This is a genomic window from Gracilimonas sp., from assembly GCF_031581265.1.
Taxonomy (GTDB): Bacteria; Bacteroidota; Rhodothermia; order Balneolales; family Balneolaceae; genus Gracilimonas.
In genome coordinates, this window is record NZ_JAVLBQ010000002.1 from 1 (window position 1) to 19826 (window position 19826).

General features: G+C 41.2%; 24 protein-coding genes and 1 other RNA gene. 18 read left to right on the plus strand and 7 right to left on the minus strand.

The window, feature by feature from the left end:
- Nucleotides 1–544: 544 nt before the first annotated feature.
- From RI561_RS01000 to RI561_RS01035, 8 genes are all read left to right on the plus strand, one after another.
- On the plus strand, nt 545–1429 hold the full coding sequence (locus tag RI561_RS01000; RefSeq protein ID WP_395078348.1) for a hypothetical protein: 885 nt from the start codon (nt 545–547) through the stop codon (nt 1427–1429).
- Between the two features lie 216 nt (nt 1430–1645).
- Nucleotides 1646–1957, plus strand: a complete 312-nt coding sequence (locus RI561_RS01005; protein WP_395078349.1) for a hypothetical protein — start codon at nt 1646–1648, stop codon at nt 1955–1957.
- Nucleotides 1958–2215: 258 nt separating this feature from the next.
- Nucleotides 2216–2473, plus strand: coding sequence for an AbrB/MazE/SpoVT family DNA-binding domain-containing protein (locus RI561_RS01010; protein ID WP_395078350.1), 258 nt, complete (start codon nt 2216–2218; stop codon nt 2471–2473).
- On the plus strand, nt 2467–2799 hold the full coding sequence (locus RI561_RS01015; protein WP_395078351.1) for a type II toxin-antitoxin system PemK/MazF family toxin: 333 nt from the start codon (nt 2467–2469) through the stop codon (nt 2797–2799). Before RI561_RS01010 ends, RI561_RS01015 begins: the two co-directional genes overlap by 7 nt.
- 146 nt (nt 2800–2945) lie before the next feature.
- Complete coding sequence (locus RI561_RS01020) at nt 2946–3614, plus strand: hypothetical protein (RefSeq protein WP_395078352.1); 669 nt, start codon at nt 2946–2948, stop codon at nt 3612–3614.
- Nucleotides 3615–3634: 20 nt separating this feature from the next.
- Nucleotides 3635–4267, plus strand: a complete 633-nt coding sequence (locus RI561_RS01025) for a M23 family metallopeptidase (RefSeq protein WP_395078353.1) — start codon at nt 3635–3637, stop codon at nt 4265–4267.
- Between the two features lie 75 nt (nt 4268–4342).
- Nucleotides 4343–4492, plus strand: coding sequence for a hypothetical protein (locus RI561_RS01030; protein ID WP_395078354.1), 150 nt, complete (start codon nt 4343–4345; stop codon nt 4490–4492).
- Nucleotides 4493–4770: 278 nt separating this feature from the next.
- Entirely contained in the window at nt 4771–7527 is a 2757-nt protein-coding gene (locus RI561_RS01035) for a hypothetical protein (protein WP_395078355.1), read from the plus strand.
- A gap of 164 nt (nt 7528–7691) precedes the next feature.
- On the opposite strand, the gene rnpB is transcribed toward RI561_RS01035, so the two are convergent.
- The 3 genes from rnpB to RI561_RS01050 all read right to left on the minus strand — a co-directional run bounded on the left by rnpB (nt 7692) and on the right by RI561_RS01050 (nt 10229).
- An RNA gene (gene rnpB, locus RI561_RS01040) (RNase P RNA component class A) lies at nt 7692–8300 on the minus strand.
- A 122-nt stretch (nt 8301–8422) separates the two neighbouring features.
- Complete coding sequence (locus RI561_RS01045; RefSeq protein ID WP_395078356.1) at nt 8423–9157, minus strand: zinc ribbon domain-containing protein; 735 nt, start codon at nt 9155–9157, stop codon at nt 8423–8425.
- A 10-nt stretch (nt 9158–9167) separates the two neighbouring features.
- Nucleotides 9168–10229, minus strand: a complete 1062-nt coding sequence (locus RI561_RS01050; protein ID WP_395078357.1) for a Nif3-like dinuclear metal center hexameric protein — start codon at nt 10227–10229, stop codon at nt 9168–9170.
- Nucleotides 10230–10423: 194 nt separating this feature from the next.
- Between RI561_RS01050 and RI561_RS01055 the strand changes: the two genes are divergently transcribed.
- From RI561_RS01055 to RI561_RS01080, 6 genes are all read left to right on the plus strand, one after another.
- Nucleotides 10424–11128 (plus strand): YggS family pyridoxal phosphate-dependent enzyme, encoded by a 705-nt coding sequence (locus tag RI561_RS01055; RefSeq protein ID WP_395078358.1) that lies wholly within the window; start codon nt 10424–10426, stop codon nt 11126–11128.
- A gap of 54 nt (nt 11129–11182) precedes the next feature.
- Nucleotides 11183–11494, plus strand: a complete 312-nt coding sequence (locus tag RI561_RS01060; RefSeq protein ID WP_395078359.1) for a hypothetical protein — start codon at nt 11183–11185, stop codon at nt 11492–11494.
- 12 nt (nt 11495–11506) lie between these two features.
- A complete protein-coding gene (locus RI561_RS01065; RefSeq protein ID WP_395078360.1) occupies nt 11507–11860 on the plus strand; it encodes a hypothetical protein in 354 nt (117 codons plus the stop codon).
- 44 nt (nt 11861–11904) lie between these two features.
- Nucleotides 11905–12555 carry a DivIVA domain-containing protein gene (locus RI561_RS01070; protein WP_395078361.1) on the plus strand — a complete coding sequence of 217 codons (651 nt, stop codon included), beginning with the start codon at nt 11905–11907 and terminating at the stop codon, nt 12553–12555.
- 83 nt (nt 12556–12638) lie between these two features.
- The gene (locus RI561_RS01075; RefSeq protein ID WP_395078362.1) at nt 12639–13475 is read left to right on the plus strand and encodes a purine-nucleoside phosphorylase; all 837 of its coding nucleotides are present in this window, start codon (nt 12639–12641) and stop codon (nt 13473–13475) included.
- A gap of 100 nt (nt 13476–13575) precedes the next feature.
- Nucleotides 13576–14355, plus strand: a complete 780-nt coding sequence (locus RI561_RS01080; RefSeq protein ID WP_395078363.1) for a hypothetical protein — start codon at nt 13576–13578, stop codon at nt 14353–14355.
- 95 nt (nt 14356–14450) lie between these two features.
- Here the strand turns inward: RI561_RS01080 and RI561_RS01085 are convergent, their stop codons facing one another.
- Nucleotides 14451–15467, minus strand: a complete 1017-nt coding sequence (locus RI561_RS01085; protein ID WP_395078364.1) for an isoaspartyl peptidase/L-asparaginase family protein — start codon at nt 15465–15467, stop codon at nt 14451–14453.
- A 311-nt stretch (nt 15468–15778) separates the two neighbouring features.
- On the opposite strand from RI561_RS01085, the gene RI561_RS01090 reads away from it, so the two are divergent.
- From RI561_RS01090 to RI561_RS01100, 3 genes are read left to right on the plus strand one after another with little or no spacing between them, the layout of a single operon-like run.
- Complete coding sequence (locus RI561_RS01090) at nt 15779–16360, plus strand: hypothetical protein (RefSeq protein ID WP_395078365.1); 582 nt, start codon at nt 15779–15781, stop codon at nt 16358–16360.
- A complete protein-coding gene (locus RI561_RS01095; RefSeq protein ID WP_395078366.1) occupies nt 16353–17381 on the plus strand; it encodes a sensor histidine kinase in 1029 nt (342 codons plus the stop codon). Before RI561_RS01090 ends, RI561_RS01095 begins: the two co-directional genes overlap by 8 nt.
- Nucleotides 17378–18055, plus strand: a complete 678-nt coding sequence (locus tag RI561_RS01100; protein WP_395078367.1) for a LytR/AlgR family response regulator transcription factor — start codon at nt 17378–17380, stop codon at nt 18053–18055. Before RI561_RS01095 ends, RI561_RS01100 begins: the two co-directional genes overlap by 4 nt.
- Nucleotides 18056–18111: 56 nt before the next feature.
- On the opposite strand, the gene RI561_RS01105 is transcribed toward RI561_RS01100, so the two are convergent.
- The gene (locus RI561_RS01105; RefSeq protein ID WP_395078368.1) at nt 18112–18651 is read right to left on the minus strand and encodes a YceI family protein; all 540 of its coding nucleotides are present in this window, start codon (nt 18649–18651) and stop codon (nt 18112–18114) included.
- A 180-nt stretch (nt 18652–18831) separates the two neighbouring features.
- Here RI561_RS01105 and RI561_RS01110 point away from each other — a divergent pair, with 180 nt between their 5' ends.
- Nucleotides 18832–19242: a DoxX family protein gene (locus RI561_RS01110; protein WP_395078369.1), complete on the plus strand. Its 411-nt coding sequence runs from the start codon at nt 18832–18834 to the stop codon at nt 19240–19242.
- A gap of 17 nt (nt 19243–19259) precedes the next feature.
- Here RI561_RS01110 and RI561_RS01115 read toward each other — a convergent pair whose 3' ends face one another.
- Together RI561_RS01115 and RI561_RS01120 are read right to left on the minus strand one after the other, a co-directional pair.
- On the minus strand, nt 19260–19475 hold the full coding sequence (locus RI561_RS01115; RefSeq protein WP_395078370.1) for a hypothetical protein: 216 nt from the start codon (nt 19473–19475) through the stop codon (nt 19260–19262).
- A 33-nt stretch (nt 19476–19508) separates the two neighbouring features.
- Nucleotides 19509–19769 (minus strand): GIY-YIG nuclease family protein, encoded by a 261-nt coding sequence (locus RI561_RS01120; RefSeq protein ID WP_395078371.1) that lies wholly within the window; start codon nt 19767–19769, stop codon nt 19509–19511.
- Nucleotides 19770–19826 lie beyond the last annotated feature (57 nt).

Consider the following 19826-nt stretch of genomic DNA (forward strand, 5'->3'; position numbering starts at 1 on the left):
GTTAGGGCGCGTCAGGCGCATTACTTTCTGTCAAAATATGTGGGCTTCCAGCCGGTGGTAATTTTTGGGTCAGGTAGCCGGTTCAGGTCGTTGGTGTGGGTTGCCTCTTCTAAAGTTTTCCCAAGCGTCGGGGCGCCACGTGTTCGATTCTAAATTTTTTGGCTTTTAAAAGTGTGGCGCTTTGCCTCCTCTTCCATCCTTCGCAGGCTTTTTCCCGTGCGCCTGTCGCTTATTTCCGGCATTTTTAGCTTGTAGGTCAGCGGTGGTTTTGCACGTTGTGTGGTTGGTATAGCTGTCTCGCCCTAACAATGCGTTTCAAAGCGGACGCGGTCGAAGTTCGATCAAACTTGTTTCTAAGGAATTAATTTTGCTACTTCAACTAAATTATAATCCCCGCGCCGTTTAAACGCTGGGTCGTTATGCCAATGTTGTGGCGCATTACGGATTAACAGAATGGAAACAATTGAACAACAAGATATATGGTAACTAGTTTCAATATACTCCAAGACATTTGTCATCACCAAAGGATAAATTTGTAGTAACTATGAATCGTTTAACTTTTCTTACTTTACTAATACTTTTAATTACCTCATACTCATGTAGTAGAGTTAAGATAGTAGAGCAGCCCTATAAACCAACTACTATTGATGAAAATGGATATGAATATCTTGTCCCCTCATCAATATTTTCACCCGTTGAAATTCCTGAAGAATTAAAGGATACTGTAGTTGTTTTTTTACAAGGTGGGCCTAGAAATTCTATATCCAAAAGCCAACTATTGAGTGTGGGCGTAGAGGATGCTTTTACTAACTATAGTGTCGTTGGACTAAAACAATCACAAGTAGTAAACCAATCCGTCTTTGGTGCAACGACTAACTTAACATCCCAACAAGCTAAAGCAGAAATTGATAGTACGATTAGGATTATTGACGAAGCTCTTGAAGCTCTTTATGAAAATCAACACTTCGTTGTAATTCTTGGTCATTCATATGGCGGACTTTTAGCCCAATATCATCTTATCAATGGACAAGAAACTGCTGATAAATATATTATGGCAGGTGTGCGAATCAGTTTTCCACAAAAAGCGAGAGAAGCCTATGAATCAGGAAAAGATTTTAAATATGTAGATGATGAATTAGTATATGTTGAGCCAGAAGAAGGTTTTGGTTCTATAGAAGTTTATCATGTTGCAAAATTGTTACAACTCTCTGTTGCTTTGGATTACCAGGAATATTACACAAAGGAAATGCTGCAAAGATCGATGTTCTTGATGGGAGAAAACGATGAAGCAATCGGGCCTCCTTCAGAAAACGAAATTAACTATCTTTTGAAGAATGAAGTCCAATACATAATAGTTAAAGAAGGAGGTCATAGATCAATGATGGAACATCAATATTTTAAGAAGGTGAGAGATTTTATCCGAGAATAAAGTTTACTATTTCGCTCATCTAAAATGAGCTTTTTAGAGATTTCTATAAGGAATGTTAAGTTGAAATCAGTTTAAATGATAACAATATTTTGGATTGAACTTTAAATATAACGCGCCACAACATTGGCATAACCCGCGCTTATACCGCTTATTTTGTAACAACGTCGTAGATCTTTCGAATAAGTTTATCGACTTGATGAACTAATTCTATTTAAGATGCTTAAAGACAAAGATAAAAGTAATACTTCAGAGAATACCTCTAAACTTGGAAATAGTTTGCAAAATTATAACGAAACCAACTCAATAGACACAGAACCTGACAAACAAAATAACGAAACTTGGATTAATCTTGCCACAACAGGAGTTTTAAGTATATTTGCAAGCATAGCTTCTACTGGTTTTATTGCTGGAGTAGTTGAAACTATCTTTGACATTATGTTACCATTTGACAATCCTATAATACAGTTTTTAGCTTTGGTCTTAACAATAGCGTGGTGGAAAACGATAAGACACTGGGAGTCGAAATAATATTTTGTCAAGTCTAACGAAAATCATGCCTATAAATCTAGGCGGTATAACCAGCGCATTAACTCGGACAGGCCTCGCCATTCCCTTGCCTCCCTTCCAGTTATTAGTTACTCTTTCATTTTGTCATTAATTCAACACGCTTGCGCCTGCCGGTTATGCGCAATGTCGTTAAGTGGCTCAATAAAGCTTCTCTCCTTTCGTTGAAATGTAAGTACATTGTAATTATATTATAGAATTGATTCATACAATATCGAAACCATGAAAACAAAAATAATTCGTATTGGGAATTCCCAAGGGGTTCGAATTCCAAAACCCCTGATTGAAGAAAGTGGAATTACTGAAGAAATCGAGATGATTCTCAGAGACAATGAAATTGTTCTTCGTTCTGCTGAAACAATCCGAAAAGATTGGGAGGCGTCCTTCGAAAAAATGGCTGAACAAGGTGATGATGTCTTGTTGGATCAAGAAGAAATTGAAAAATCATCCGATTGGGATGAAACTGAGTGGACATGGTAAAAATAAATCCGGTCCAAAGGTTTGATGTTCATCTGATTTCGCTTGATCCGACAAAAGGTTCTGAAATCAGGAAAACTCGTCCCTGTGTCATCATTTCTCCCGATGAAATGAATAAACATATCAGAACCGTCATTATCGCACCGATGACTTCCACAATCAAAAATTATCCAACGCGGATAACGACTACATTTCAAGGCCAAAAAGGACAGATTGTTTTAGATCAAATTCGTACAGTAGATAAAAGCCGTTTGATCAAAAAACTTGGCGCAATCAGCAGTTCAGCCGAAGAGAAAATGCTTAGTGTCTTGCAAGAAATGTTTGCTTAGTAGGTTCGCTCACTTAACCAGCGGCTCAAGCGGACTAGTTTGCGGTTCGGGACTTAAACAGATTTACTTGCCTCGCCGCTTAGCCGCCAAACCGTTTCAAGCGGATTTCGCAGCGGGGCTTGCCACTTAAACCAAACATACAGATTATGAGAAAGTTCATCTTTGCCACAATTGCTGTCTTGGTCAGTTTGCAATCAGCTACCGTTCAAGCACAAAGTAGTGGTACAGAGACTGAGATTATTTTTGTAAAAGAGAAAGAGGAGGAAGCACGCCAACAGCTAAGGCGGATTTTGTCATCATACGATCTCGATCCCTGGATCTTTACCCAAGAAGTCAAAATTGAAGTAGGAGCACAACCGTATAGTCATCCCATTCTAACGCTCAATACCGATTTTCTTGACAGTGATGAACAACAAATGTCCATCTTCGTCCATGAACAAGCACACTGGTTTGTCAGTGAGTCCGTTCCGTATCGAGCACCGGAAAATGGAGAAGAGGTGGAAATTATTAAGGAACTTCAGCAACTCTATCCGAACGCACCCGTCTCTGACTATAGTACATTTTTACACCTTATTGTTGGCTGGATAGAGCTTGATGCAATGGTTGAACTGGTAGGCGAAGAAAAAGCGCGGGAATTGCTTAAAAAGAAAATACAGCGACTCACAGACGAGCCACTTTCGCAGGTGGATCAGCGCTACAAATGGTACAATATGCGAGTGCTCGAAGACACTCAAGAAATTGGGATGATACTGGCAAAGCATGACCTGATCATTACACCCGACAGGGGTTTGATCGTTGAGACAAACGGAGAATGAACGATACAAAATGAATCTTTATGAAACGATCTTTATGGTTAATTTTTCTAAGCACTCTTTTTCTATTCCAACCTTATGGAATAAATAACCTACTAGCTCAGGCAAGCGAAGAAATCGAAGCTGTAGTTCTTTATCCTGTGATGAACACCACCTTCACTTGTGCTGAACATGCTGAAGGTGAGCTTACTAATTTGGGAGATGCTTATGGTAGGGATTGCATGGTCATTAGAAATGATACCACAAGATTAAAAGGACATCGGATTCCAAGTTTGTTTAAAAATAACGGACTGAATAATGAGGATTGGTTTGGTTGGGAAGTACCCGTTTTAGCCCCCTTCGATGGCACTGTGACATCCGTTAATATAAACGATTTAACAAATCAACCCGGAAAATTTCCGGATAGAACGGAATTAGAAGGCGCTTCAGAAATCAGATTTTCTTGTGAAAATGGTGTTCAGGTAGTCTATGCGCATATACGAAATCCGGATGTAGAATCTGGTCAATCTGTCAAGTCTGGTCAAGAAGTTGCCCTAATTGGGAATAATGCTGTCTCAACGGCACCACATATTCATTTAGGGGCATGGAGAGACAAGACCCCCCTACAAATTCGGTTTGATTTACGAGCTTTGGGGAAAATCAGGGGTAAAAAATAAACAAAATGGGATGCGGTATGGTGCTTTTGTCAACAAAAGAAAAAGGAAACCGCTACCAGCATTACCTGTTTATGCATGGCAAAATCATTTAAGCCCAAGTCCATCCATCACCCTGCCTTTGCCGGCAGGCAGGCCCACTCTCATCTAATTATTCCCTTTTATCCTACTCATGCCGAGCGAAAAGATGGATTACTGGCTTCTAAAACTAGCCAAAAGTGGTTGTAGGATTTTGTACTCTATTTTGACCTGATAAAGCCTGATCAAAGAAACGAGATTAAACTATGGAAAACTCAAATCGATCTTTCTGTCCATTGCTTATTAGCAGTTCAATTGATTAGTGAACGACCAAGCAACCGACTTAACTATATTCCAGACTACCCTCCCCAACCATTCGTAAATTCTTGAAAATACCCTGAGAAAAGAAATTCGGTTCTGGATTCCCGTCTGCCGAATGCCTTTATTCTTAATTAATCTCTCTTCCATTTAACACAAATAAGGAATTTATGAATAGAATTACCCGCGGGTGGCAAATATTCTTGCTTGCTTCCCTTACCATATTACTTGGAATCAATACAGAGGGCTATGCCCAGGCTCAGCTCGATGCTATGTTAGACGATGTGAATTACCGGGATATCGGACCGACCCGACAAGGTGGCCGATATGTGGATTATGCCGTACCCAAACAAGATCATACCATTATCTACGCCGCCACCGGTTCCGGCGGACTGTGGAAATCTGTGGACAACGGCTTTACCTGGAATCCTATTTTTGACCATGAAAGCGTGATTTCAATCGGTGACGTAGCTGTTGCTCCTACCAACCCTGATATTGTATGGGTAGGTACTGGAGAGGCAAACAACTCGCGAAGCACCTACTACGGCGACGGTGTTTACAAATCCACCGATGCGGGTAAAACATGGACCAATATGGGGCTGCCGGAATCGCATCATATCGGCCGAATCTTGGTGCATCCGGAAAACCCGGACATCGTCTGGGTTGCAGCGCTGGGACATCTGTACTCCGAAAATCCCGAACGAGGTGTTTATAAGTCAACCGACGGAGGCGAAAGCTGGAATAAAGTTTTAGACGTGGTTGTTGCTGGTAAAAATATCGGTGCTGTTGATATCGCTATCAATCCCGACAATCCTGATATCCTATTGGCGGCAACTTACGACAAGGTACGCCGGCCATGGACTTTCAATGAAGGCGGTCCCGGCAGCGGAATTTATAAGTCTACAGACGGAGGTGAAAACTGGAGAAAATTATCTAAAGGACTGCCCGGGGGGATGCTTGGACGGATCGGCATCGATTTTGCGCCCTCTAACCCGAATATTATTTACGCCAACATTGAAAACGTCAATGTAAAAGGTATGAGCTACGATGAACGCCATCAGGCACTGCTGGAGGGGCGACCCGTTGAAGGTGACAACATCGGCGATCAGGTTTACCGCTCGGATGACATGGGCGAATCTTGGTATCTGACGCACGACCCTGAAGAAAATGTGGGTGGCGGCCCAGCCTACTACTACCAGCAAATGGGCGTTGATCCGCAGGACCCTGATCATGTGTACGTATTGGGCATTCGTATGTGGGAGACCACTGACGGAGGCAAGACTTGGGACCGCCCGTTTTTCTTTGGAGGCGACAACCACGCCATCTGGATCGATCCCGACAACCCTAAGCATATGATTCTGGGATACGACCACGGCATGGGAATCACGTATGACGGCGGAGATAACTGGTATCACCCCGATGAGAAGCCTTTGGCACAGTTCTATGCTATCGGTTTTGACATGGATTATCCCTACAACGTTTACGGCGGCACGCAAGACAACGGCTCTCTTATGGGGCCCAATACCAAGCGCAGCGGCAACCCAATCCATCTGGAAGACTGGAAAAGAGTCGGTGGCGGTGACGGGATGTACCAAGAGGTCGACCCCAGCAACAGCCGGTACCTTTATAATGAATCACAGTTCGGCCCTCTCGTCCGACGTGACCTCAAGACCGGAGAGACTTCGAGTATCGCCTATCGAAACATTGACAGGAACACACGATGGAATTGGATGTCACCGATTCTGATATCTCCGCATAACTCAGATGTTATTTATCATGGCGGAAACGTGTTGGTTCGTTCCAATTACAGGGGGGAGACCTGGGAAGTGGTGAGCCCCGACCTCAGCAATGCTGACTCTGCCAAAATCGTGGGGACCGGGAACATACAGTATGCTACTATCACCACCATCGACGAGTCTCCCCTCAGCGAAGGTGAACTCTGGGCAGGCACCGATGATGGCAATGTACAACTCAGCCGAGATGGCGGTGACAACTGGACCAAACTGAACGACATCATTCCCGGCAACCCTGAGTACTGGGTCAGCCGAGTCATCGCATCGCAGCATCACGAAGGAACAGCTTATGTAACCTACACCGGCCTTCGCCGTGATGATTTCCGGCCTTTTGTATACAAAACCACCGACTGGGGAGAATCGTGGACTGCAATCACCAACGGCCTGCCGGATAATGAGGCTGTTAATGTAATTCGTGAAGACCATACTAACCCCAATCTTCTTTTTGTAGGAACCGACATGCATGTGTACGCTTCTTTGGACGGAGGCAACTCCTGGAATCGCATGAAGGGCGATATGCCTACCCAACCGGTGCATGATTTGAAAATCCATCCCCGGGAGAACGACCTGATTGTAGGTACCCATGGACGTGGCATGTTTATTACCGATATCTCATGGCTGCAAGAGATGTCCCATGACATGATGAACAGCGACTTTCACTTATTCCCCATTGAGCCAACCTACCGTTGGGTAGACAACGGTGATAACGCCGGAAGCTTTATTAACTTCAACGGCGAACCTGCTTCCGAGGATGTAGTGATCAACTACTACTTACGCGAAGAGCAGAATGACCCCGTCACGATTGGAGTATATAAGGCCGGACGTTTGATCTATGAATTTGAAGGTAAAGGTGAAGCAGGACTAAACACTGTAGAATGGGAGCAGGAATTTTGGGAGCGCGAACGCACCGAAGAGGAAAAAGAGCAGATGCGCGAACGTGCAGAACGCCTCCGCGAATTCGGCTGGTCTGATGAACAGGTCCAGCAGTACCTGAGTCCCTCAAACCTCAATTACGTAACCGGCAATGTAGATACCGGCATCTTTACGATAACGGTGACCTCTAATGGGCAATCTGCCAGCAAGACAGCGGATATCCGCGAGGACCACTGGTACGACGACTGGAACCGATACTGATATTCGATTGATATCCAATCATTCAAGCCTCTCTTCTTTTGCTAGAAGGGGGGCTTTTTATTGCAAATCCGGATAAGAACAAAGACGGCCTCTCCTCAGATATCTCACCACCACTAAAAAACAAAACCCCACTCTTCATTAAGAGCAGGGCTTTGATATAATTTCAAACAGGAAAGCCTGTAAGCCGGATTCTGTCGAGGGCGATCATTTATCTGGCGCATTCCACCCGATGGCGTCACGACAAGCGGCGTATACCATCTGCATGAACTTGCACCCCGCGAGGTTTGCCGTGCCCCCGCAGTCACCCTTGGGGCGGTGAGCTCTTACCTCACCTTTTCACCCTTACTCCAACGCGGAGCGTTGAAAACTCCAAGCACCAAATATCAAATCCCAATGTTTAATTATTACATAAAATTTGGTCATTGGAATTTGTGACTTGAAATTTCTCAGCGCTCCGCGCTGAAGCGGTCTGTTTTCTGTTGCACTGTCTATCATCCCGCCATTCCTGACGGGAAGCCTCCCCTTCGCCGGCTAAGCCGAATCGGGGAGCACGGTACTTGTTGGTGTCCGGACTTTCCTCCCAGCACATAATTTTTATTTCTTTATCAGTTTATACTTGTATCTGATTCAAGCATTGAGATCCTTCGCGTTAAATATTTAATCCTTGTTTATACTTTTTAAGCGCTCAGGATGACAACCGTTAAGAGTCTTCACTGATTTGAATCATCTTAACAAATAAAAGTTATGTGCCAGGCGATCACCCGGCTTTCCTGTATGCTAAAGATAAGGCTTTTAGCGATCGTTTTATATCCCTTAATTTTTAGATATAAAATCCCTTAACAAAAAAAGGGAAGCCTTATTGACTTCCCTTTTCAAAAATGTGCTGATCAAGTTATCAGATAGATAGTTGTTCTTTGGCATTGTCAAAAAATGACTGATCTAATACAATGCGACCGCTGTTCTCATCAATAATGATTTTGTTTTTGCGGCGGACTTCAACCTGTGTCTGCGGGGGAAGAGCCATTCCAAGAGCAGCTCCACGGTCCATGGCAACAACAGCCATTCCGTTGTTCAGTCCTTCACGAAGTCGCTTATAACTTCTCATATAGCGATCATCAATTTCTTCTTCAACTTCTCTGCGCTTTTTAAGAAGTCCTTCTTCTTCATCTTCCGTTGACTTAATTACTTTGTCGAGGTTATCCTTTTTCTCTTTATGAAGTTTTTCTGCTTCTTCGAGTTCACTTTCAGCTTTTTCAAGATCAGGACCAATTTCCTCTTTTCGCTTCTCAATTTCTTTGAGTCGCGACTCGGCATTTTCAATAACCTGTTTTTGCGCCTCTATTTCTTTAGTGAGAGCGTCATATTCGCGGTTATTGCGCACGTTTAACTGCTGATCTTCGTACTTCTCTATTTTTTCTTTAGCAGTTTGAAGATCAAGTTGCAGTTTATCGTACTCAACCTTTAGGTTTTTATCTTCATCCTTAAGATTATTGAGGCGAGCTTCTTTACGGGCAATGTCTGTTTCAAGATCAAGCACTTCTTCAGGAAGATCACCTCGGAGTTGTTTCAGTTCGTCAATGCGGCTGTCAATGTATTGCAGGTTCGCTAATTTTTGTAATACTTCTTTCATGGAGTGAGATTCAGCTTGGTTGAATAGTTTTAGGTTTAGTGTCCGATACATAGACCTGCATCGGATTCGTTTCAGTTCGGGTTACCGAGATTTCAATACCTTCAAATGCTTCTGATAATTCATTTTTAATAGCTTCGGCAACAGGAAATTCACTTTCATAATGACCCACATCGAGCAACAGGAAATCATCCTTCTCGGTGAAATAGTCATGGTATTTAATATCGGCCGTTACAAAGGCTTGAGCGCCGGCACTAATCGCTTTGTTCTTCAAAAATACTCCGGCTCCGCCACAAACGGCCACTTTCTTAATACGATCAACATCTCCTGAATAGCGAACGGCCTTAACATTTAATGCTTTGGAAACCAGGTGCAAAAATTCATTTTTACCAATTCCTTCTTCCGGATATTCCCCGATCACACCCATTCCAAAATTTTGTGATGTTGAAGCCAGATCAATCACCTGGAAACTTCCTTCTTTCAGCATACCCTCATTTTCAAGGGCTTTTTTCAGCACCGATACATTGTGTTGATCAATAGTTGCTTCAAAACACTTGAGTCCATCTTCCCGGCTTTTCACATCAAAATAGTGTGCTTCTTCAGCAGAATGATAGTTCAATAATTTTAGGACGGCTTCACTGTCCGCATGAGAAGTAATAATCCTGATTTTTCGGCTGATGGAGTAGTTCTTATCTAAAAACCTCAAATTATCCAAGCCAAGAATGTTTGCCAAAACAAAAGAGACGCCATCCAATGCGGCGTCTAAGTTCGTGTGAGCAACCAGTAAGCCAATATCATTTTTAATCAGCTTGTAAATTATGCGGCCTTGTTCGTCGGTGGGATTAATGCTTCCGATCTTGCTAAAAATAAGTGGGTGATGAGCTACAATAAGCTGGCATCCTTTTTCAATAGCTTCGGCAACAACAGCGTCGGTTACATCAAGGCAGGTAAGAACGGAGGTTACATTCGCTTCCGGGTCTCCTACAAGTAATCCGACATTATCGTAATCCATTTTTACTTTGGGTGGCGCCCACTGGTCGAGGAAAGTTGATATCTGCCGGATTCGGGTTGACATGCTATCTATCCCCTCGTTTATTTGAATCCGACATTATCGTCGAAAGCGGAATTATGAATTTGAATAATATCAATCTCAATAAGTAACCATTAATTACAATATCATTAGAGCTCCCAAAAATAAGGCTTATTCATGAATGATAAAAGCTTATCTTATGGTTAATTAAGTGAAACCCGAAAAAACGTCTGTTTTTTATGAATGAGCAAGAGATAGCTTCAAATCTTTCCGACATTCAACAAGAAATAAATAAAACCTGTGAAAAAGTCGGGCGCGACCCGAAGGATATCACCTTGGTGGCTGTTAGTAAAACCAAGCCAAATGAGGATATCCTTTCTGCGGTTACTGCCGGTCAGCTCCATTTTGGCGAAAACCGAATGCGGGAACTTGAAGATAAAATGGAAAGCATCGCCAAGCCCGACATTGTTTGGCATTTCATCGGGAACCTTCAGACTAATAAAATTAAATACATTGCTGATCGCGTTAAATGGATTCACTCTGTTGAAAAAGCCAAATACTTAAAAGAAATCAATAAAAGAGCAGGAAAAGCCAATCGTGTTGTGAATGCATTGGTGCAGGTCAACATCAGCAATGAAAAACAGAAAGGCGGTTGTAAACCCGGAGATGTTGAAAAAATACTTGAGTCGGCCCGGGATTATAAATTTGTTAAGGTAAAAGGATTGATGGGCATGGCTTCTTTCGTGGATGATTCCGAAGAAGTTCGTTCAGAGTTTAAGTTGTTAAAAAAGCTTTTTGATGAGCACCAAGAAAACAACTCCGGCAGTGTACAGTTAGAGCATCTTTCTATGGGCATGACCAACGACTTTAAGGTTGCTATCGAAGAAGGTGCAACCATGCTGAGAATAGGCAGTGCCATATTTGGTGCGCGAAACTATGACTAAAGGTTTGCGTATGATTTTCAATCAAAAAATCAGAACTAATTAATTGAGGGCATTATGTTTTTTGGATTACCTTGGTATGCCATAATCGCTATTGTTTCGGTAGCAGGTGGACTTATCTATTCGTACAAAGAAAAGGAGCTTGAAATGGAAGCTAAAAGAATGTCGGGCTCCCGGGAAGTTCACGAACTTCGTCAAATTGTACATAATTTGAAGTCCCGTGTCGAAAAGCTGGAAGCTGAAGTTTCCAATTCAAAGAAAAGCTCGGCAAAAAGTACTACTAATCCATTGAGTGATATTGAAATTGATGATGAAGTTGAGGAACAAAATTCCGATAATACTTCCAGAAGGAACAGAACTCGAAATTAAAGGTTAAAAATTATGAGTGGTGAAGAGTTTATCATTGCGATTGTTGCCATTATCGGCGGATTGGGGTTTGCCGGTTTTTTATTCTGGAACATTTTCAGCTTGATCAGACAGTGGATTAACAGGAAAAGCGGAAATACCGATATTGACCCTCAATTTTTTAGAGCTCTTGGGGAATTCAAGAAAAACACCGAACGAAGATTAACTAATCTTGAGGCTATTGTATCTGACCTTGAAGAAGAACAGTATCGACTGGATGAAACGCATGAAACCATGGGCGATATTGAAATAGAAGAACAAGAAGTTCGTTCATCATCCGAAAAAGAAAAAGACAATGATGGAAATCTGCGTAACATGTTAAATGAATAAATGTTACTTTTAATAGGCCTTTAAGAAGATAAAATCAGGTTTTTATGAAACTCACACCGCTTGAGATAAAACAACAATCTTTCGAAAAATCACTCCGTGGATATGACACCGGAGATGTTGATGCTTTCCTTACTTTAGTCGCAAACGAATTTGAACACCTGATTAATAAAAACCGGGAATTAGAGCAGGAAATTGATAAACTGACTGAGCGCGTTAAACACTATGAACGCGTTGAAGACGCTCTTCACGAAACGCTTCAAACAGCCAAAGAATCAACCGAACAGAAAATTTCCGGGGCTAAACAAGAGGCCAAAAACACACTCCAAAAAGCCGAGATGGAAGCCGATGCTATCATCAAAGAAGCTAACCATAACCGGCAGCAAATCAGGCAAAGTATATTACGACTGCTCGATCGCCGTGAAGAAATCATAAACGGTATTTCTTCTTACTTAGATAACGCCAAAAAATCGGTTGAGAAATTCGGTAATGACGAGATGGGGGTTTTTAGTCTTCCCAAAGAAGAAAACCTCGACGAAGCTATTGAGAATACCGGGACCACTCCGAAATTTAGTTTTGACGAAGACCTTGAAGATACTCCTTTGCAGAATAAGGACAATGATGAAGACGATGACGAAGATCATGCCTTTCCTCCCGGAAGTGATCGCCTGGATGATATCTTAGATGAAATTGATTAACCTTTTCCAAATTTGATGTTTTCAAGTTGACCAGTTCTTAACTTTGAGAATATCAATTATCCTTTTTTATAAAATATTTCTACATGAAATACGACACGGTTGAAGAATTCAGAGCAAAAAGAGACAAAGCAGTTTCCTTTATACAAGGAGAAACCGCCTTTCAACCTGAATACCTGTTTATCTTGGGAACCAGTTTAGGTCAACTTGCTGATGACATTGAAACCCATCATATAATCAGCTACAAAGATATTCCCCATTTTCCAGTCTCTACCGTAGAAAGCCATGCCGGTAAACTCATTTTTGGAAAACTTGGTGGAAAAGATGTAGTAGCCATGCAGGGTCGATTCCATTATTATGAAGGCTATACCATGCAACAGATTGCTTTCACGGTTCGGGTAGCTATGGCCATAGGCGCGCAAACACTGATCGTAAGTAATGCCTCCGGCGGATTGAATACCAATTTCAGTCGCGGAGATATCATGCTGATTAGAGATCACATTAATTTCCAGGGAGATAATCCGCTTATCGGTCCTAATGATGATGAACTTGGTCCGCGCTTCCCTGATATGAGTGAACCTTACACCGAGCGACTGCTGGAACTGGCTGAAAATGTAGCTTTAGAAAATGCTATAAAAATGCATCAAGGGGTGTATTTAGCCGTCACCGGACCTATGCTTGAAACCAAAGCTGAGTATCGATATATGCGTCAGCTTGGAGCAGATGTGGTGGGGATGAGTACGGTACCGGAAGTAATAACAGCCGTCCATATGGGAATGGATGTATTAGGGATTTCTGTGATCACGGATGAATGCTTCCCGGAGGCACTTGAGCCGGTAGTCATTGAAGATGTATTGGAAGCCGCCGCCATGGCAGAGCCCAAATTGACTCAGATAATAATCGGAGTTTTAGAGAGACTCTAACGATTAATTATCCACAAAAAGCGTAACTTTTCCACAAGGTCTTGCATTACTACTCGTAATTCCTTTTCTATAATAAATAACAACCAATATCCTGCCTTTTATGCACATGCATTTTGATGGATTCGATGACGAACACTGGGACGAATTCAAATGGGAAGCTCATCTGAATGAGGTTGAAAGAAAGAGCGAGCAGCTTCGAAAATTCATAGCCTCAGATTCTAAAGGTAACACCCCTCGGTGGATCACCCTTCTGCAAGAAAGCCAAAATGAAGACGACGCTTTTGAAGCGTACGTTGAAGAAGAACTACTAATGGATGAAGCCTACTTCCCCGAAGATGAAGACGATTGGGAAGATGAAGATGATGACTGGGATGACGAGGATTTCTTATTTGGTCTTTCTGATGACGAATTCCTAAACATGGACGATGACGATGATTTTGATGACTTTGACGAAGGCGAAGAATGGAAGAGCCTGAGTGACGAATACATCTACTCCGACTATGCTGAACTTGAGAGCCTTAACATCTACCTGGATACCAAAGATCTCGCCGTTGATATCTTAAAGTGGTTTGAAACCGTACACCCTAAATTACACTCCAAAGATTTACACAGCTTTGTGGATGAAGTGCTGAAAATTGGAGCTAAAATTGCCGGTGGTCATTCATTCGGCTTTGAACAAGAATATATTGGCGCTAATATTGCCTATTCCAAAAAAGGACTAAATAGTGCGAATAGTGCCCTCGGTTTGCTACAGGGATTTAAAAAAGAGGGCCTTTTCACCAAAAAGCAATATCAAGAGATACACGCCCGATTGTTTGAACTGAGAAATGACATCGGAATCTATATTCAGGAACTGCGAGATCAGTTTAGATTAGGGTAGTTCGTGTTACGGTGCGAGAGTGTTTAGGTGTTACAGTGTTTACGTAGTTAGTATTTCGTAAACACTGTAACACTTTCACACTGTAAAACTGATATTTACCAGATTCCTATTTCTTTATTTCCTTCAGAATCGGTGGCTGCTCGGAACATGGAGCCTGTATTTGTTTTCATCGAGAAATTACCATACTTGTCTACTGCTATGAAGCCTGCATCACCGGGTTCTAACACTTCATCCACCAGATAATCCATAGATTGCTGCAAAGTAGCTTCTTGAAATTCCATATGAGCTGCCAGGGTGTGAGCCGACACATTCAGCATAATTTTCTCTCCCCAACCTGTAGCTGATACAGCAACTAAATTATTGGCATAGGTTCCGGAACCGATAATGGGAACATCTCCTACACGGCCATATTTTTTATTCGTCATACCACCGGTTGAGGTAGCTGCGGCTAAATTACCATTTACATCTTTGGCTACAGCTCCCACTGTACCGTATTTCCATTCCTTCTCTTCATTGGTCTCAATCAGGTTCGATTCCTGTTCTTCTGCCTTGGCTCTTTGCAAAGACTGATACCTGCGTTCCGTATAAAAGTACTCTGGGTCCACGCGTTCTACATCGGTTTCATCGGCAAAGGTCTCTGCACCATCAGCGGAAAAGAATACGTGTTTCGAATCGGTCATAACACGGCGAGCCAGTGTAATCGGATTTTTGACTGTTGTTACTCCCGTTATTGCACCGGCATTCAGGGTTGAGCCGTCCATGATGGCGGCGTCTAATTCATTTCTGCCTTCAGAAGTAAAAACAGCTCCTTTCCCTGCATTATAGAGCTCGTTGTCTTCCATGTAATTGACGGTTTTTTCAATCGCATCAAGGGCTGAGCCACCGTTGGCTAAAATTTCAGAGCCTATAGCTAAGGCTTCTTCCAGTGATTCCATGTAAGCTTGCTTTCGATCTTCTGGCATATCCGGGGAGACATAGCCCGCACCGCCATGAAGAGCGATGGACCATTCTTTAGTCGGTGGTTCTGCTGCGTTTTCTGTTTCCTGTTTTGGCTGACATGCAGTCAATACCAATAAAAATGATAAAGTAAGTAGCGTAGTTAGTTTATTCATAGTCTTTAAATTTGGTTCAGCTGATTATACTGTTCAATTTCCCCATATTAAAGTTTCATTGATTAAAATTTACCGCTTTTAGCAGTTTTTTAGTTTTTCTTTGTTATTCACCGAGTGAATTGGTTCGTTCATCGAAAATATTTTATGGATTGTTCAGGTGTTCTTTTCTTTGGTGCAACTCAATAACCAGAAATAAAAACATTATGAATAATCATCTGAAAATTTTCGTTCTTATAGCAATTGTTGCTCTGATTAGCAGTGGTTGCTTTCTTAAATCTGCACACCCTTTAATCACGAGCCAAAACGTCAAGATGATGGAGGGGATTGAAGGGGTGTATGAATCCAAAGATACCCGGTGGACTTTTGCCTCCGATAAAACTCCTGAAGTTATTGCTCAAATTATAAAATCATATCCCAGTGATGATGTTAGCTTTGATCCCGGTGAAACTGATTCCCTGGGCTTCCCTGGGTACTTAATTCTACGTGAAAAACCGGATGAACCTAATTTCAACCCTGAAATTTATATTGGTATGACGGGCGAAATTGACGGTACTTATTATTTAAACCTTAAATTGTTTGAAGTTGATTTGGAGGTAAATTCCACTTTCGCAAATTCTCATCGGCTGAATGTGAACACCTTTTCTAAAGTGCAGTTACAAAATGACCGTCTTGTGATTGAACCCTTTGCAAGTTCTTGGATACGTGACCTAATTTCGAACAATCAGGTGCGCATTAAACATGAACGTATGTATTCTGAATTTGATGACTCCTCTGAAATCTTGATAACCGCATCTTCGGATGAGCTCCATAAATTTGTATCTAAATATGGAAATGAGGAGAATGCGTATGAAGATCCTATTATTTTAGAAAAAATGAGTCCCATAAATGAATAAAAAAACGAAGCAACAAATAGTCAGCTACCTGCTCTTTTGGGCCATCTCGTTCTATATTGGTTTAGAAGTTTTCAGCTATGATGACGAATATAAAAGCATCGACTATATTTACACTTTCCTATTTCATGTTCCTTTGGTGTACGCCGTTTCGATGCATTCTTTTCATTTGGTTCCCAATTATCTCGCCAAGTCTCGTTTTTGGGTGTATGGTATTACAACCTTATTAGGGCTCTATGGGTCTACCATTCCACTGTATACATTAACTTTTGATGTTTTTGCGGGATGGCTTTTTCCTAATTATTACCTGGTAAGATTATACAGTGGCTTGGAGTTTATTGGGATTGTCACCTTATACCTGATCCTGTCTTCTTCCATGGAATTTGCCAGAAGTTGGTTCAGTTCACTTAAAGCCCAACAAAAGATTTCTGAACTACAATCAGAAAAGAAAGCCTCTGAGCTAAAAGCCCTCCGTGCCCAGGTAAATCCTCATTTTTTATTCAATTCGCTGAATACCATTTACAGTGAAGCTTTAAAGAAATCCGAAAAAGCACCAAAATTAATTCTCCAGCTCTCCGACATGTTGCGATATGTAGTCGATAAAATGGATATGGATTCTGTGCCTTTAGAAGAAGAAATCGATTATCTAAAAAATTATTTCCTGTTGCATAAAGAACGGTTAAACGATCCGGACAAAGCAGCATTTAATTTAGAAGTACAACTCTCGAATCAAAAAATTGCGCCTTTACTACTTATCAACTTTATTGAAAACACCTTTAAACATGCCGACCTTAGTGCAGATGATTCTTTTATCTCCATCCATTTAAGCGTTGAGCAAAATACCTTGAAGTTGAAATCTGAAAACACCTTCTATGAAAATCAGTCTGATTCTGAAAAATCAAGTGGTACGGGTTTTCAAAATGCCAAACGCAGACTGGAACTTGCTTATCCGGGTCGGCATTCGCTTTCTACTTCCACAAATAAAAATACGTACACCCTCGAATTAACCATGGAGCTGGAATGATGAGGTGCCTGATTATAGATGATGAACCGGCAGCCCGGGACGTTCTCCGCACGTATATCAATGATGTAAGTGAGCTTACACTTATCGGAGAATGCAAAAATGCACTGGAGGCCCGCAGTTTTTTAAAAGAGCATGAAATTGACCTGATCTTTTTGGATATCAATATGCCACGACTTACAGGGATTGAGTTCCTTAAGACGCTAACCAATCCGCCAAAAGTCATCCTTTCTACCGCCTATTCCGAATATGCCCTGGATGGATATGAGCTGGATGTAATTGATTACCTGCTCAAACCTTTTTCGTTTGAGCGCTTTTTAAAAGCCGTTGAAAAGGCAGAAAGGGTAATTTCAGACCCGGCTCAACATGAGTCAGCCATCAGCATAAAAGCGGATGGGAAAATATATAGAATGCCCTTTGAGGAAATATTATTTGCTGAAAGTCAGGGAGATTATATCACGGTTCATACCATCGATAATAAAATTACCTTTTATCAAACCATGAAAGATTTTTGTGGGCAGTTGCCGGAACATCAGTTTATACGTATACATCGCTCATACCTTATTTCACTTTCGCACATTGACTATGTAGAAGGGAATACTGTTAAAATAGGTGAGACCATAATCCCGGTTGGCAAATCATACAAAGATGATTTCTTAAAGAAGTATACTACATAAAAAAGGCGACTGCTATCAACAGTCGCCCTTTGATCGGGGTACAATACAAATAAATTTTATGCTTCTACGGGTTCGTTTTCCACAACCTGTACGTTCATATGCAGTTTAACATTATCACCTACCACAACGTTTCCAGCCTCCGTAACTGCATTCCATTTTAGATTGAATTCTTTACGGTTGATGGTTCCGTTGATTTCAAATCCTGCTTTGGTTTGACCATAAGGATCATCCACGGTTCCGCCATGCGTTACTTCCAATGTAACTTCTTTAGTAACGTCTCTAATGGTCAGGTTTCCGGTCAATTCATAATCGTCACCGCCGGTATTTTTGAAGGAAGTTGATTCAAATTTCATCTTTGGAAACTTTTCTGCATTAAAAAAATCATCCGATTTTAAATGGGTGTCTCGATCACTGTTATTAGTATCAATACTGTCGATATCTGCCTCAAAAGAGATGTCAGCACCTTCAAATCCTTCGCCATCAGATTTTACGGTTCCATTGAAGGAACGGAAATATCCGGTTACTGTTGATATAACTAAATGTCTTACTTTAAACTGAATTTCTGAGTGAGTAGGATCTATATTCCAAGTTGCCATAATAATTTTATATTTAGATTAGTATTAAATAGTTTAATGTTGAACTAAATGTACGGTCTTTAAACTTTTTAAAGAAATAGATAGTTCCTATAGAACCAATTGGTTTCAACATATTGGTTGGTTAGCTTCTATGCTCTCTTGCTACATATTATTTTCTAACTCTCAATTTTATTTGTCGTTATGATTAAAAAATTACTCTCTACCGATATTAGTGCATTAGTAAATTATGACTTCAGTCTATTGGTTTTACGAGTTGGCGCCGGATTGCTGATCTTAACTCATGGTTGGCCAAAAATGATGAAAGTACTTGATGGAGATTTTGCATTTCTTGATCCTATCGGCTTAGGGGCCGTTCTTTCACTTATTCTTGCCGCTATTGCCGAAGGAATTTGTGGAATCTTGGTAACCCTGGGACTGGGAACCCGAATTGCTTCCTTTATTTTAGCGATAAATATGGCGGTAGTAGCTTTCGTTGCTCATGCTGATGATCCTTTTGGCACCAAAGAAAAGGGATTACTTTTTCTACTGCTGTTTGTTGTTATCCTTTTTACCGGAGCCGGTAAATACTCATTAGACGAAAAGCTTACTTAAAAATACAATCTAACGTTTTAATCCACTTTAAATAAGAGATTAAACTCTGTACCGTATTCTCCTGAATTAAAGTCATAATTTCCAGGTAACTGTTCAGTCAGCATATCTACCAGTTTTAACCCTAAAGAATCACTTTCTTTAGGGTTGAAATTTTTTGGCAACCCATTTCCATTATCTCTGATTGATTTACGCTCTAAATCAAAAATTTCTCTTTCATAGACATTTTCTGCCAATTTATTAACTCTCCCTTCTATCAAACCAAATAGTTATTGCGAGTGTTGAGCCTTGATCAAAGCTTCCTTTCCCTGTCTGGTAAACTGCTTTATTTCATACTCTCTTTTACATGCAGTGGATTGATCCGGATGATTTTCCACAAACACTACCTTCTCAGGTTTATGTGCACTTAAATATTTCGCACCTTTTCCCTCAAGATGCTCATTCCACCTTCGTATCAAATGATTGGTACACCCGGTATAAAGGCTTTCGTTTTCGCAACGAATCATATAAACAAACCACTCATTTTTCATGAACTTGGATTCCTTCTTGGCTGATTAATTATCTAAAATATCATCAATTGGTGAAAA

Coding starts and splice junctions, on each gene's coding strand:
- RI561_RS01000 (WP_395078348.1), top strand. CDS start 545: ATGAATCGTTTAACTTTTCTTACTTTACTAATACTTTTAATTACCTCA.
- RI561_RS01005 (WP_395078349.1), top strand. CDS start 1,646: ATGCTTAAAGACAAAGATAAAAGTAATACTTCAGAGAATACCTCTAAA.
- RI561_RS01010 (WP_395078350.1), top strand. CDS start 2,216: ATGAAAACAAAAATAATTCGTATTGGGAATTCCCAAGGGGTTCGAATT.
- RI561_RS01015 (WP_395078351.1), top strand. CDS start 2,467: ATGGTAAAAATAAATCCGGTCCAAAGGTTTGATGTTCATCTGATTTCG.
- RI561_RS01020 (WP_395078352.1), top strand. CDS start 2,946: ATGAGAAAGTTCATCTTTGCCACAATTGCTGTCTTGGTCAGTTTGCAA.
- RI561_RS01025 (WP_395078353.1), top strand. CDS start 3,635: ATGAAACGATCTTTATGGTTAATTTTTCTAAGCACTCTTTTTCTATTC.
- RI561_RS01030 (WP_395078354.1), top strand. CDS start 4,343: ATGGCAAAATCATTTAAGCCCAAGTCCATCCATCACCCTGCCTTTGCC.
- RI561_RS01035 (WP_395078355.1), top strand. CDS start 4,771: ATGAATAGAATTACCCGCGGGTGGCAAATATTCTTGCTTGCTTCCCTT.
- RI561_RS01045 (WP_395078356.1), bottom strand. CDS start 9,157: ATGAAAGAAGTATTACAAAAATTAGCGAACCTGCAATACATTGACAGC.
- RI561_RS01050 (WP_395078357.1), bottom strand. CDS start 10,229: ATGTCAACCCGAATCCGGCAGATATCAACTTTCCTCGACCAGTGGGCG.
- RI561_RS01055 (WP_395078358.1), top strand. CDS start 10,424: ATGAATGAGCAAGAGATAGCTTCAAATCTTTCCGACATTCAACAAGAA.
- RI561_RS01060 (WP_395078359.1), top strand. CDS start 11,183: ATGTTTTTTGGATTACCTTGGTATGCCATAATCGCTATTGTTTCGGTA.
- RI561_RS01065 (WP_395078360.1), top strand. CDS start 11,507: ATGAGTGGTGAAGAGTTTATCATTGCGATTGTTGCCATTATCGGCGGA.
- RI561_RS01070 (WP_395078361.1), top strand. CDS start 11,905: ATGAAACTCACACCGCTTGAGATAAAACAACAATCTTTCGAAAAATCA.
- RI561_RS01075 (WP_395078362.1), top strand. CDS start 12,639: ATGAAATACGACACGGTTGAAGAATTCAGAGCAAAAAGAGACAAAGCA.
- RI561_RS01080 (WP_395078363.1), top strand. CDS start 13,576: ATGCACATGCATTTTGATGGATTCGATGACGAACACTGGGACGAATTC.
- RI561_RS01085 (WP_395078364.1), bottom strand. CDS start 15,467: ATGAATAAACTAACTACGCTACTTACTTTATCATTTTTATTGGTATTG.
- RI561_RS01090 (WP_395078365.1), top strand. CDS start 15,779: ATGATGGAGGGGATTGAAGGGGTGTATGAATCCAAAGATACCCGGTGG.
- RI561_RS01095 (WP_395078366.1), top strand. CDS start 16,353: ATGAATAAAAAAACGAAGCAACAAATAGTCAGCTACCTGCTCTTTTGG.
- RI561_RS01100 (WP_395078367.1), top strand. CDS start 17,378: ATGATGAGGTGCCTGATTATAGATGATGAACCGGCAGCCCGGGACGTT.
- RI561_RS01105 (WP_395078368.1), bottom strand. CDS start 18,651: ATGGCAACTTGGAATATAGATCCTACTCACTCAGAAATTCAGTTTAAA.
- RI561_RS01110 (WP_395078369.1), top strand. CDS start 18,832: ATGATTAAAAAATTACTCTCTACCGATATTAGTGCATTAGTAAATTAT.
- RI561_RS01120 (WP_395078371.1), bottom strand. CDS start 19,769: ATGAAAAATGAGTGGTTTGTTTATATGATTCGTTGCGAAAACGAAAGC.